This window comes from Pantoea sp. X-Soil-OKNW-556, from assembly GCF_059730695.1.
The window spans coordinates 3,262,467-3,275,904 of the sequence record NZ_AP035990.1 but is presented as its reverse complement, the minus strand read 5'-3'; the positions used below and the strand labels follow the sequence as shown (position 1 = coordinate 3,275,904).

The following is a 13,438-nucleotide window of genomic DNA, read 5'->3' as shown; positions in this document are numbered from 1 at the left end:
CGGAGAATATCCGGCCTTTTTTTTGAGATTTTGGCATAATAGCGCCCGGCGAGGTAAACGATTGCGTATTGCCGCCGTGCAGTGGGCAACCGCTGTTGAACACGGGTTCTTTCATGTTTGGAGTTAACAAGATGCAAAAGCGAGCTGAGTTGTATCGCGGTAAAGCGAAAACCGTATACAGCACCGACAATCCGGATCTGCTGGTACTTGAATTCCGCAACGATACGTCAGCAGGAGACGGTGCACGAATCGAGCAGTTTGATCGCAAAGGAATGGTGAACAACAAATTCAACCATTTCATCATGACCAAATTGCAGGAAGCGGGCATTCCGACCCAGATGGAAGCGCTGCTGTCGGATAACGAAGCGCTGGTGAAAAAGCTGGAGATGGTGCCGGTGGAGTGCGTGGTGCGCAACCGTGCGGCAGGGTCACTGGTTAAACGTCTGGGCGTAGAAGAGGGCATGTTGCTCAATCCGCCGCTGTTTGATCTCTTCCTGAAAGATGACGCCAAACACGACCCGATGGTGAACGAATCTTACTGCGAAACCTTTGGTTGGGTGAGCAAAGAGAATCTGGCGCGCATGCGTGAGCTGACCTACAAAGCGAACGACGTGCTGAGCAAAATGTTTGATGACGCCGGTCTGATCCTGGTCGACTTCAAACTGGAGTTTGGTCTGTTCAAAGGCGAAGTCGTACTCGGCGATGAGTTCTCACCAGACGGCGCACGTCTGTGGGACAAAGAGACGATGGACAAAATGGACAAAGACCGTTTCCGTCAGAGCCTGGGCGGCCTGATCGAAGCCTATGAAGAAGTGGCGCACCGTCTGGGCGTGAAACTGGATTAATTAATCGGTAACCATTGACGGCACCCCATGTAGCGGCGCGATTTATCGCGCTGCTTTTTTTTGTGCCGCGTCCCGAATAGCAGGATAAATCGCGCCGTTACGCGCTGGTGCTTCCTCCTGCCGCCATCTAAAATCATGCAAAGCCAATTTTGATCAAAACAGGAGCATGCCATGCGCTGGCAGGGACGTCGCGAAAGCGACAATGTGGAAGACCGACGCGATCAATCGCCGGGTTACAGCGGAGGTCGACAGATCCGTCTGCCGCGTGGTAAAGGCGGCATCATCCTATTAATCATCGTGGCGGTGGCCGGTTACTACGGCTATGACCTGACGGCGCTGCTTGAAGGTGGCGGCAATCTGACGTCCACCACGCAACAACAGCGTCAGGCGAAACCGGCACAGGATGAAGCCGCAAAATTCACCTCGGTGATCCTGGCGACCACTGAAGATACCTGGGACAAACTGTTTCAGCAGATGGGCAAACAATATGTGCCGCCGAAACTGGTGATGTATCGCGGTGCCACGCGCACCGGCTGTGGTACTGGCCAGTCGGTAATGGGACCTTTCTACTGCCCGGCGGATCAGACCGTCTACATCGACTTGTCTTTTTACGATGACATGAAAACCAAACTCGGTGCGGGCGGAGATTTTGCTCAGGGCTACGTGATTGCGCATGAAGTGGGTCATCATGTGCAGAAATTGTTGGGGATCGAACCCAAAGTACGTCAGATGCAGCAGGGCGCCAGCCAGGCGCAGGTTAATCAATTATCGGTGAAGATGGAACTCCAGGCCGACTGCTTTGCCGGTGTCTGGGGCCATTATATGCAGCAACAGAACATCCTCGAAGTGGGGGATTTGCAGGAAGCGCTGAATGCAGCTGAGGCGATCGGTGATGATCGCTTGCAACAAAAAAGCCAGGGGCGGGTGGTGCCTGATAGCTTTACCCACGGTACGTCGCAGCAGCGTTATACCTGGTTCAAACAGGGTTTTGACAGCGGCAACCCTGGTCAATGCAACACCTTTGCCAGCAAAGGATGAACCTGCGTGAAGTCAGCACGGCGATGCAGTGGGCAGGCATTCGCCGCCTGTGCGTGATCAGCGGCAGCAGCGCATGGACGAGCCAGCAGGTTGCCCAGTGGCGCAGTACCTTAGCAGGTGACTGGCTATGCATCAGCGAACAAACCGATTTCAGCGCGACATCCCATGCCCCAGCGGCGTTACGCACGTTGCTGGGACGGGAATTCCTGCACGCTATTTTTGATGCCCGTCATGGCTTCCATGCCGAAGCGTTTGCCGCGTTGGCGGGTACCCTGAAAGCCGGAAGCTGGCTGTTGTTGCTGACGCCGCCGTGGCAGGCATGGGCCAGCCAGGCGGATGCCGACAGCCTGCGTTGGGCGGATGTCTCCGTCGCGATCGCCACGCCGCATTTCACCCGTCAATTACAACAGAGCATGCTTGATGACCCCCAGGTGATGTTGCTGCGGGAAGGCTATCCCGCGCGTGCACCGCAGGCGATCGCCTGGCCGGAGTGGCACTGTCGGGCACCGCAACAACAGCAGCGTATCCTGCAACAATTACTGGCCATGCCCACCGGGGTGGCGGTCATCACCGCCGCGCGTGGGCGTGGCAAATCTGCGCTGGCGGGTATGCTGGCGCGGGAAAAACGCCCCTGCCTTGTCACCGCCCCCGCGAAAGTCTCCACCGACGTGCTGGCGCAGTTTGCCGGTGAGCATTTTCAGTTTATCGCCCCGGATGCGTTATTGGCGATCAATCCTCCTCCACAGGCGGAGTGGCTGATTATCGATGAAGCGGCGGCGATTCCGGCACCGCTGCTTGCAAAGCTGGTGGCACGCTTTCCGCGTGTGTTGCTGACGACCACGGTACAGGGTTATGAAGGGACCGGGCGCGGTTTTATGCTGCGCTTCTGTGCCTCGTTGTCGGATGTACATTATTTCGCGCTGGATGAGCCACTGCGCTGGTCGCCGCACGATCCGTTAGAAGCCTGGCTCAGTCATGTCCTGTTATTTGAGGACGCGCAGGAGAGTGCGCCGCCGTCTGCGATCTCGCTGTTTCCCGCCTCGCCGGAACAGCATGCCGAAGCCCTGGCTGCGGGGTATCGCTTGTTAGCCAGTGCCCACTATCGTACTTCGCCGCTCGACTTGCGGCGGATGCTGGATGCTCCCGGTCAGCGTTTCTGGCTGGCGGGTACGCCAGACAACGTTCAGGGGGCGTTGTGGTTGGTAGAGGAAGGTGGGCTGGATCCCGCGCTGGCCTGGTCAGTATGGGCAGGGTTGCGTCGTCCCCGTGGAAACCTGGTGGCACAATCGCTGGCCGCCCATGCCGGTTTCGTTGAGGCTGCGACCTTGCGATCGCGACGCATCAGCCGTATCGCGGTGATGGCGGCGCAGCGGCAGCGTGGTATTGGAACCGCGTTGGTCGCGACGGCCCGTCAGCAAGCGCAGGGTTGCGATTATCTCTCGGTGAGTTTTGGCTATACCGAGGCCTTGTGGCGTTTCTGGCAGCGCTGCGGCTTTACCCTGGTACGCATCGGTTCACAGCGCGAAGCCAGTAGCGGATGTTACGCCGCGATGGCGATGCTGGCACTGACGCCAGCAGGCGAAATGTTGCAACAGCGGGCGGCCCGCAGATTGGCGCGTGACTGGCCGTGGCTGCAACAGTTGATTGAACTGGATCTGCCGCTGGAGCCGGAGGGGGAGCAGCAAACCGATGACGATGATCTGGCGTTGCTGGCCGGTTTTGCCTGGGCACAACGTCCGTGGGAGGCCAGCTTCGCGGCTTTGCAGCGCCTGGTACGACAACATCCACAGCCGTTGTTGCACGCCATACTTGTGCAAAAACAAGCGCTGAGTCAGGTGGGGAGTGGCGGGCGCAAAGCCTTGATGGCGCAGCTACGGGTTGAGGCGGCTCAGGCGCTGACAGACAGGGATGCCAGTGCGGCATCTCGCTGGCAACAACGGCTCGCGTCATTGCAATAAATCCATTATCTCATTCAAATTTTCCCAATATCACTGTGCTCACAGCGGCGTATAGTGATCACAGGAGGATATTATGGCACTACATTATGTGATTGTTCAGCAACCGAGCACCGACCCCGCGCAGCTGTTTCTGCTGTACCACGGTGTCAACGATAACCCGGACTCGATGGCGCAGATCGGGAGCTGGTTTGCGCGTGCCTTCCCGGAAGCGCTGGTGGTGGCGGTGGGGGCACCCTTGCCCGGCAGCGTACCGCAGGGGCGTAAATGGTATGCCGAAATCCCGGCGCACGATCGTTCCGAACAGCAGGGCGTCGATGGGGCGATGCCGGAATTTATTGAATCGGTGCGCCACTGGCAGCAACAAAGTGGGGTCCGACCGGAAGCCACGGCGCTGATTGGTTTCTCGCAGGGTAGCACCATGGTGCTGGAAGGCGTGAAGGCCCAGCCGGATCTGGCCGGACGCGTGGTGGCGTTCAGTGGACGTTACGTGACGTTACCGGAACGCGCCAGTACCCGTACCACTATCCATCTGATTCACGGCGACTATGATGATCAGATCCCGATGCAGCATGCTGAGGACGCGGCGCAGCGTTTAACGGCGTTGGGCGGTGACGTCACGCTGGATATTGTGGAGGATTTGCCACATGCCATCGACGATCGCAGTATGGAACTGGCGTTGAATCATCTGCGCTATACCGTGCCGCGTCGCTACTTTGACGAAGCGCTGAGCGGTGCGAAACCCGGCGATGATGATGTGGTGATGATGGTGTAACTCATGGTCCCGTAGCGGTGCGATTTCTCGCGCGGTTTGGTGCGTGATGCGGGAAAAAACTGCGCGATAAATCGCGCCGCTACGATGGTGCTAGATGTTATTTCTTCTTGGGCCAGTCGTCGTCATCGTCCCACTTGTCGTTGAAATCACGATGTGGCGGCAGATCCGGTTTGTTTTCCATAAATTTTTTATGGTCGATACGTTTCAGGTCTTTGTAGACGTTCATCAAAATACCGACCATCAGCAGGATCACCAGGATCCACCAATACTCTTTCAACCATTCCATTTGCCCACTCCTTATGCGTGTCTCAGGCGATCAGCTGTTCCATGATGCGCTGATACATACGGCTCAGCATCTGCAAATCTGACGCCTTCACGCATTCATTGATTTTATGAATGGTGGCGTTCACCGGGCCGAGCTCCACCACCTGCGCCCCCATGCGGGCGATAAAACGTCCGTCGGAGGTGCCGCCGGTGGTCAGTAACTGCGGCTTGATTTCATTATAGTGTGCCACCGCGTTCACCACGGCATCCACCAGCTTGCCGCGTGATGTCAGGAACGGCTGGCCGGAAAGATTCCACTCCAGCGTGTAGCGTAACTGGTGGCGATCCAGCAGAGCGGCAACACGCTCACGGATCATCTGGTCGGTCAGTTCGGTACTGAAGCGAAAGTTGAACTGAACGAAAAATTCGCCAGGAATCACGTTGTTGCTGCCGGTGCCTGCCTTGACGTTGGCAATCTGCATGCTGGTTGGTGGGAAGAATTCATTCCCCTGATCCCACTCGGTGGCCACCAGTTCATTTAACGCAGGCATGGCGCGATGCACCGGGTTATCCGCCAGATGCGGGTAAGCCACATGCCCCTGCACGCCGTGAATGGTCAGATTGGCGGTGATGGAGCCGCGACGGCCATTTTTCACCACATCGCCGACCACTTCGGTGCTGGATGGCTCACCCACCAGGCAGTAGTCCATGCGTTCATTGCGCGCCATCAGGCGTTCAACCACCTTCACCGTGCCGTTAACGGCGCTGGCTTCTTCATCGGAGGTGATCAAAAAGGCCAGACGCCCCTTATGATTGGGATGGGCCGCAACAAAGCGTTCTGCCGCCACCACCATCGCCGCCAGCGATCCTTTCATATCGGCGGCACCGCGACCAAACAACATGCCGTCACGAATGGTGGGTTCAAACGGGGGGTTAATCCAGCGGTTAGCATCACCGGGCGGCACCACATCGGTATGACCGGCAAATGCCAGGGTTTCACCCTCACCACGCGTTGCCCAGAAGTTAAGGGTATCGCCAATGTGCATTGGCTCCACCTGGAAGCCAATCGCCTCCAGTCGGGCAATCAGCAGCGCCTGACAACCCGCATCATCCGGGCTGAGGGAAGGGCGGCGAATCAGCTGCTGAGCCAGCTCAATAACCGGACAAAACATGTTATGACTTCTCCTGGATAAACGCGTGATAAAGGGATTCATTAAAGCCCACCAGCAGGTCGCCATTGGCCGCCGCCAGCACCGGGCGCTTGATGATGGCAGGTTGCGCCAGCATCAGGGCTTTGGCGCTGTCAGCATCCTGTACCGCTTCGCGTTCTGCTTCTGGCAGTTTGCGCCAGGTGGTGCCACGGGTATTGAGCAACGGCTCATAACCCAGCGTGTCAATAAACGACTGCAACAGCGCATCGTCCACGCCATCTACCCGATAATCATGGAAGCGATAATCAATGCCAGAAGCCTCTAAATATCGGCGGGCTTTTTTAATGGTGTCACAATTTTTAATGCCGTAGAGCTGGAACATAGTATTTGACTACTCTTTTAGCGTGAAGATGGATTGCGTGGTCGGCCAGGGATTGTAACAAGGTTGCCAGACGGGATAACAGCGATCTTGTATTCTCACTGGCAATTAAGCGCAGGCCCACTATTGTATAAAGATAATAACTATCAAATCGTTTGATCTAAATGAGTATTACCTATCAATTGAGGTGTTTTAATCTAGTCGCAAATTAAAAAAGCGGAGAGCAACATGAGCAATTCAAACGAAACAAACCCGACAGCAGCCAAATGCCCCTTTCATCAGGGTGCAGACCTGCCTGCTGCGGGGGGCGGAACCAACAACCGTGACTGGTGGCCCAAGCAGTTGCGTGTCGATTTACTGAATCAGCATTCCAATCGTTCGAATCCCCTCGGTGAAGACTTCAACTATCGTGAAGCCTTTAGCCAGCTTGACTATTTTGCCCTGAAAGCCGATCTGAAAGCGCTGCTCACCGACTCTCAACCCTGGTGGCCTGCCGACTGGGGTAACTATGCCGGTTTGTTTATTCGTATGGCCTGGCATAGCGCGGGGACTTACCGTATGACCGACGGGCGCGGTGGTTCCGGTCGCGGTCAGCAGCGCTTTTCGCCGCTGAACTCCTGGCCGGATAACGTCAGCCTGGATAAAGCGCGCCGCCTGCTGTGGCCGGTAAAACAAAAATATGGTCAGAAAATTTCCTGGGCTGACCTCTATATCCTCGCCGGTAACGTGGCGCTGGAAAATGCGGGTTTCCGCACTTTCGGTTTCGGTGCCGGACGTGAAGATGTCTGGGAACCGGATCTGGATGTGAACTGGGGCGATGAAAAAACCTGGCTGGCCCACCGCCATCCAGAAGCGCTGGCAAAAAATCCCCTCTCTGCCACCGAAATGGGTCTGATTTACGTCAACCCGGAAGGTCCGAACGCCAGTGGCGATCCGGCCTCGGCGGCCCCGGCTATCCGTGCCACCTTCGGCAATATGGGTATGGATGATGAAGAAACCGTGGCGTTGATCGCCGGTGGTCATACGCTGGGCAAAACCCACGGTGCTGGTGCTGCCAGCCATGTCGGTGCTGAGCCGGAAGCGGCTCCGCTGGAATCTCAGGGTTTTGGCTGGCAAAGCAGCTACAACAGCGGTGTCGGTGCGGATGCCATCACCTCGGGCCTTGAAGTGGTCTGGACGCAAACGCCGACCCAGTGGAGCAACTACTTCTTCGAGAACCTGTTCAAATATGAGTGGGTGAAAACCCATAGCCCGGCGGGGGCGATTCAGTACGAAGCCGTGGATGGACCGGATATCATTCCAGATCCCTTTGACCCGGCGAAAAAACGTAAGCCGACCATGTTGGTGACTGACCTGACGCTGCGTTTTGATCCGGAGTTCGAGAAAATCTCGCGTCGTTTCCTGAACAATCCGCAGGCATTTAACGAAGCCTTTGCCCGTGCGTGGTTCAAACTGACTCACCGCGATATGGGGCCGATTGCACGTTACTTAGGCCCGGAAGTGCCGAAAGAAGCACTGATCTGGCAAGATCCGCTGCCGAACCCGTCACACAATCCAACCGCAGCCGATATCGACAACCTGAAAACGGCGATTGCCGATTCCGGTCTGACCGTAGGTGAGCTGGTTGCGGTGGCCTGGGCTTCCGCTTCGACTTTCCGAGGTGGTGACAAACGTGGTGGTGCCAATGGCGCACGCGTGGCTCTGGCACCACAGAACAGCTGGGAAGTGAATGCCGGTATCCAGCCTGCGCTGGCGAAACTGAAAGCAATCCAACAGGCCTCCGGTAAAGCATCGCTGGCGGATGTGATTGTGCTGGCCGGTGTGGTCGGTGTTGAGCAGGCGGCGCAAGCGGCGAATGTTGCGGTTAAGGTGCCGTTCACTGCCGGTCGTGTCGATGCCACCCAGGAGCAGACGGATGTCGAGGCATTTGCCCTGCTGGAACCGGGTTACGATGGTTTCCGTAATTATCAGCGTGCAGGCACTACGCAAGAGGCGGAAACGCAACTGATTGATAAAGCGCAACAACTGACCCTGACCGCACCGGAAATGACGGCACTGGTAGGTGGCTTACGTGTGCTGGGTGCCAACTTTGATGGTAGCGAACACGGCGTGTTTACCGCCAACAAAGGCGTGTTGAGCAATGACTTCTTTGTCAATCTGCTCGACATGGGGACCGAATGGAAAGCGGTAGATCAGGCGAAAGGTCTGTACGAAGGGAGTGACCGTAGCAGCGGCGTCGCCAAATACAGCGCCACCCGTGCTGACCTGGTGTTTGGTTCTAACGCGATTCTGCGCGCGCTGGCGGAAGTGTATGGCAGCAGCGATGGCCGCGAGAAGTTTGTGCATGACTTTGTGGCTGCCTGGACCAAAGTGATGAACCTTGATCGTTTCTGATGCATAAAGTGGACTTCCGGGGCGACCCGGAAGTCTGGATCTTATGTGTTCGTAGCAGCGCGATTTATCGCGCTGTTTTTGTTTTTCATTCCTGTTGTGCGATTAATCGCGCCCCTACTCAACAGGATATATTCAGGACCAGTAACCGCTTTCATTAACGTCCTGAATAGTTCCCTTCCGTACCATAAGCCTGATCAGAATTATCCTAAGCCGAAAAATGTGCTACGCCTTGTCACCAGGAATTTTCTCCCGTTGCGTTAGGGGTTTGCTGAAATGTGCGTCAGTACGCAATTTGAGCAAATTAACGCTTTTGCCTGCTTTTGCCGATACAGATAACAGGTGGAAACGTATTCACCTGTAGAAAAAAACGGCGTATTATCGCCAGCACAATAAGAGAGGGTATTATGGTTGACACTGAACTGGGGAACTGGAAAGAATTTATTGACGCGATGTTGCGCAAGTAACACGCGAAGAGAAAAGCAGGGCAAATCCCCAACTTGCTGTAATTCTTACCAAACATAAATTAAGGCAGCCAACGGCTGCCTTAATTTTTTTATCGCCCATGACCAGAACACATTGCTTCATCCAGTAGCGGCGCGATTTATCGCGCATTGTTATTGCTGCATGAAGGTTAAAGGCGCGCGATAAATCGCGCCGCTACGGATCAGGGCTTAATCATGCGGCTTCTCTTTCAGCGGGAAGCGGCGGCGCACCAGCACAAAGAACAGCGGCACAAAGAAGATGGCCAGCACCGTTGCGGAGATCATGCCCCCCATCACGCCGGTACCCACCGCGTGCTGGCTGCCAGAACCCGCACCCGCGCTGATCGCCATCGGCAGCACGCCGAAGATAAACGCCAGCGAAGTCATCAAAATCGGACGCAGACGCTGACGCGAGGCTTCCAGTGTGGCCTCAATCAGCTCACGACCTTTGCTGTTGATCTCATTGGCGAACTCCACGATCAAAATGGCGTTCTTCGCCGACAGGCCAATGACGGTCAGTAACCCGACTTGGAAATAAACATCGTTTTCCAGTCCACGCAGCCAGGTGGCAATCAATGCCCCCACCACGCCCAGTGGCACCACCAGCATCACTGAGAACGGGATCGACCAGCTTTCATACAGCGCCGCCAGGCTCAGGAACACCACCAGCAGCGAGATGGCATACAGCGCCGGGGCCTGCGAACCGGAGAGCCGCTCCTGATAAGAGGCACCGGTCCACTGGAAACCGACGCCCAAAGGTAACTGACTGACCAGTTTCTCCATCGCATCCATTGCCGTCCCGCTGCTGACGCCATTCGCCGCTTCACCGACGATTTCCAGTGAGGAGTAGCCGTTATAGCGCTCCAGGCGTGGCGAGCCGACTTCCCAACGGCTGGTGGCAAAGGCCGAGAAGGGCACCATAGTGCCGCTGCTGTTACGCACATACCATTTATTGATATCGTCTGGCAGCATGCGGAATTCCGGCGCGGCCTGGACATAGACCTTCTTAACACGACCGCGGTCGATAAAGTCATTCACATAGGATGAGCCCCAGGCGGTGGTGAGGGTGTCATTGATGGTATCGATCGAAACGCCCAGTGCCTGCGCTTTGCGCTGGTCAACATCAATCTGCAACTGCGGGCTGTCATCCAGGCCATTATGGCGTACGCGTGATAACGCCGGGTCATGTGCTGCCGCATCCAGTAATTTATCGCGCATTGCCATCAGGGCGGTGTGACCCATTCCACCATGATCCTGTATTTCAAGGTCAAAGCCAGATGAACTGCCGAGGCCAGTAATCGCCGGGGGGCTGCTGGCAATCACCCGGGCTTCCCGGATTTTATTAAAGGCTTTGGTGGCGCGGTCAATGATGGCAAAAGACGTGCGGTCAGCTCCCGGACGCTCATCCCAATCCTTCAGACGGATAAACATACGCGCCACGTTCTGACCGTTACCGCCAGGGCCAGCACCAATGGTGGAAAACACCGATAAGACGTTATCTTTCTCGGCGGTCATATAATATTTTTCCACCTTAGCGACCACGTTAGAGGTTTGCTGGAGTGTTGATCCCGCCGGAAGTTGTACCTGCGTCAGAAATACGCCACGGTCTTCCTGCGGCAGGAACGACGTGGGCAGACGGATAAACATAAATGCCATCAGGCCAATGATCGCCAAATAAAGCAGCATCCAGCGGCCGCTTTTAACCAGAATCCGCGCCACACCCCGTTCATAACGTGCTGCATTGGTGTTGAAATGACGGTTGAACCAGCCAAAAAAACCACGCCGACCGTGATGTTGCCCTTGTTCCATCGGTTTGAGCAGAGTGGCACAAAGGGCGGGGGTCAAAATCAATGCCACCAGTACCGACAGGATCATGGCGGAGACGATGGTAATGGAGAACTGGCGGTAAATCGCGCCAACGGTGCCACCGAAAAACGCCATCGGGACAAATACCGCCGACAGTACCAGCGCGATGCCAACCAGAGCACCCTGAATCTGTCCCATTGATTTACGCGTGGCCGCGCGGGGTGAAAGACCTTCTTCACTCATAATACGTTCGACGTTTTCTACCACCACGATGGCGTCATCCACCAGCAGACCAATGGCCAGTACCGTGGCAAACATGGTCAAGGTGTTAATGCTGTAGCCGCAGGCATACAGCACCGCAAAGGTACCGAGTAACACCACAGGAACTGCGATGGTGGGGATCAGCGTGGCACGGAAGTTCTGCATAAACAGATACATCACCAGGAACACCAGCAGAATCGCTTCCAGCAACGTTTTCACCACATCGGTGATCGACGCTTTGACGAACGGCGTGGTTTCGTAGGCGATTTTTGCTTCCAACCCGTGTGGAAAGTATTGTGATAATTCGGCGATGCGGGCGCGTACCAGTTTGTCGGTGTTCATCTCATTGGCGCCGGAAGCCAGTTTAATGCCCAAACCGGACGCAGCCTGGCCGTTGTAACGGCTGAGATAGTCATATTTCTCTGCCCCCATCGCGACATCCGCCACATCACCCACGGTAACCACAGAACCGTCAGTGTTGGTTTTTAGCGTAATGGCTTTGAACTGCTCCGGGGTTTGTAGCATCGACTGGGCATTGACCGTCGCATTCAGCGCCTGTTTTTCAACCGAGGGCAAGCCTCCCAACTGACCTACCGCAACCTGGGCGTTTTGCGATTCAATAGCGCTGACGACATCATCGGTTGTTAACGCGTAGGCGTTCAGTTTGTTCGGATCGAGCCAGATACGCATGGAATATTGCGAACCGTAGGCATCAACTTCACCGACACCATCGATACGGCTGAGGGGATCCTCAATGTTACTGGCGACATAATCTGAAATATCCTGTTTGTCCATACTTCCGTCGGTAGAAACAAACGCAATCATCAGGATGTTGCTGTCACCCGTTTTGTTGACGGTGACGCCCTGGGATTGCACTGCCGAGGGCAACTGGCGCAGGGCTGTCTGTAGCTGGTTCTGAACCTGCTGGCGTGCTTCGTCCGGATCGGTGCCTGCGGTAAAGGTGAGGGTAATTTGGGCCTGACCGGTATTGCTGCTGTTCGATGACATATACATCAGGTTGTCGATGCCGGTCATGTTCTGCTCAATCACCTGGGTAACGGTGTTTTCCAGCGTTTCCGCTGAAGCACCGGGGTAGTTGGCGGTGATGCGCACGTTCGGTGGCGCGAGGTCAGGATATTGCTCAATCGGCAGCGAGATGATCGCCAGAGTGCCGCATAAGCAGAGTAAAATCGCCAGAACCCAGGCAAAAATGGGGCGGTCGATAAAAAAATTCGACATGGAACCGACACTCCTCAGCTGCGTATTTTTTACTTTTATTATCAGAAGCGTGAACCCGTGTGGGCCCACGCTGGCGGAGGGGATGCGCTATCTCGGGAGAATCTCCTGCCGCTGCTTACTCTACGCGGCGCAAATTAGATAATCGTGGAGAAATTATGGAGAAAGTGTAAATGTCCCGACGGTTTTATGTGATGTGCTAGACGTTCCGGCTCTCCAGCCAGAGCACGGTGGCGGCCACGCGTGAGCGTACATCCAGTTTGCGCAGCAGATTGCGAATATGCACTTTGACCGTCTCTTCAGAGATATGCAGCGTGGTGGCAATCTCTTTATTCGACAAACCACGCGCCACTTCCTGTAGTACGTCGAGTTCGCGCTCGGTCAACTGGCGGAACGGATTGGAGCTGTGTGGGCGATTGGCGAGATACTCCTCCACCACCTCACTGAATACGTTCTCCCCCTGGGCGCCGGACAGGATTTGTTGCAGCAATTGCTCCGGTTCACTGTCCTTTAGCAAATAGCCATCAGCACCGGCATCAATCATGGCGTAGATATCATTACGCGCATCGGAAACGGTCAACACCAGGATGCGGGCGGAGATCTCCTCATGGCGTAACGCTTTTAGCGTATCCAGCCCGGACATCCCTTTCATATTCAGGTCGAGCAGAATCACATCCGGCGACAGACGACGGGCCTCTGCCAGCGCTTCCGTGCCATTATTGGCCTCGGCCACCACCTGAAGCCGTGGCTCCAGCGCCAGCAACTGGCGAACGCCACGGCGCATCAGGGGATGGTCATCAACTATCATGATTGTCAGTTTTGGCTGGTCCATATTCTCTCCAATAAACAGTC

The 13,438-nt window shown here is 55.8% G+C and carries 11 protein-coding genes; 6 read left to right on the top strand and 5 right to left on the bottom strand.

The window, feature by feature from the left end:
* The first annotated feature begins 131 nt into the window (after positions 1-131).
* The 4 genes from purC to ypfH all read left to right on the top strand — a co-directional run bounded on the left by purC (position 132) and on the right by ypfH (position 4,613).
* Entirely contained in the window at positions 132-845 is a 714-nt protein-coding gene (gene purC / locus AC6I8T_RS15315) for a phosphoribosylaminoimidazolesuccinocarboxamide synthase (protein ID WP_013510031.1), read from the top strand.
* Between the two features lie 171 nt (positions 846-1,016).
* The gene (gene ypfJ, locus AC6I8T_RS15310; RefSeq protein WP_208723842.1) at positions 1,017-1,883 is read left to right on the top strand and encodes a KPN_02809 family neutral zinc metallopeptidase; all 867 of its coding nucleotides are present in this window, start codon (positions 1,017-1,019) and stop codon (positions 1,881-1,883) included.
* Complete coding sequence (locus AC6I8T_RS15305) at positions 1,880-3,841, top strand: tRNA(Met) cytidine acetyltransferase TmcA (protein WP_497834094.1); 1,962 nt, start codon at positions 1,880-1,882, stop codon at positions 3,839-3,841. Before ypfJ ends, AC6I8T_RS15305 begins: the two co-directional genes overlap by 4 nt.
* A 73-nt stretch (positions 3,842-3,914) precedes the next feature.
* The gene (gene ypfH, locus AC6I8T_RS15300) at positions 3,915-4,613 is read left to right on the top strand and encodes an esterase (RefSeq protein ID WP_021184301.1); all 699 of its coding nucleotides are present in this window, start codon (positions 3,915-3,917) and stop codon (positions 4,611-4,613) included.
* Positions 4,614-4,710: 97 nt separating this feature from the next.
* Here ypfH and AC6I8T_RS15295 read toward each other — a convergent pair whose 3' ends face one another.
* The 3 genes from AC6I8T_RS15295 to AC6I8T_RS15285 are packed head-to-tail and all read right to left on the bottom strand — an operon-like array spanning position 4,711 to position 6,410.
* The gene (locus tag AC6I8T_RS15295) at positions 4,711-4,899 is read right to left on the bottom strand and encodes a YpfN family protein (RefSeq protein ID WP_208723844.1); all 189 of its coding nucleotides are present in this window, start codon (positions 4,897-4,899) and stop codon (positions 4,711-4,713) included.
* 22 nt (positions 4,900-4,921) lie between these two features.
* Positions 4,922-6,049, bottom strand: a complete 1,128-nt coding sequence (gene dapE, locus AC6I8T_RS15290) for a succinyl-diaminopimelate desuccinylase (RefSeq protein ID WP_021184299.1) — start codon at positions 6,047-6,049, stop codon at positions 4,922-4,924.
* 1 nt (position 6,050) lies between these two features.
* Positions 6,051-6,410, bottom strand: a complete 360-nt coding sequence (locus tag AC6I8T_RS15285) for an ArsC family reductase (protein WP_021184298.1) — start codon at positions 6,408-6,410, stop codon at positions 6,051-6,053.
* 225 nt (positions 6,411-6,635) lie between these two features.
* On the opposite strand from AC6I8T_RS15285, the gene katG reads away from it, so the two are divergent.
* Positions 6,636-8,801, top strand: a complete 2,166-nt coding sequence (gene katG, locus AC6I8T_RS15280) for a catalase/peroxidase HPI (RefSeq protein ID WP_497834093.1) — start codon at positions 6,636-6,638, stop codon at positions 8,799-8,801.
* Between the two features lie 404 nt (positions 8,802-9,205).
* Complete coding sequence (gene ypfM, locus AC6I8T_RS15275; RefSeq protein ID WP_139810981.1) at positions 9,206-9,265, top strand: protein YpfM; 60 nt, start codon at positions 9,206-9,208, stop codon at positions 9,263-9,265.
* A 207-nt stretch (positions 9,266-9,472) separates the two neighbouring features.
* Here ypfM and acrD read toward each other — a convergent pair whose 3' ends face one another.
* Positions 9,473-12,589 carry a multidrug efflux RND transporter permease AcrD gene (gene acrD / locus AC6I8T_RS15270; RefSeq protein ID WP_497829367.1) on the bottom strand — a complete coding sequence of 1,039 codons (3,117 nt, stop codon included), beginning with the start codon at positions 12,587-12,589 and terminating at the stop codon, positions 9,473-9,475.
* Positions 12,590-12,785: 196 nt separating this feature from the next.
* Positions 12,786-13,418, bottom strand: coding sequence for a two-component system response regulator NarL (narL, locus tag AC6I8T_RS15265; RefSeq protein WP_208723847.1), 633 nt, complete (start codon positions 13,416-13,418; stop codon positions 12,786-12,788).
* Positions 13,419-13,438: the final 20 nt, after the last annotated feature.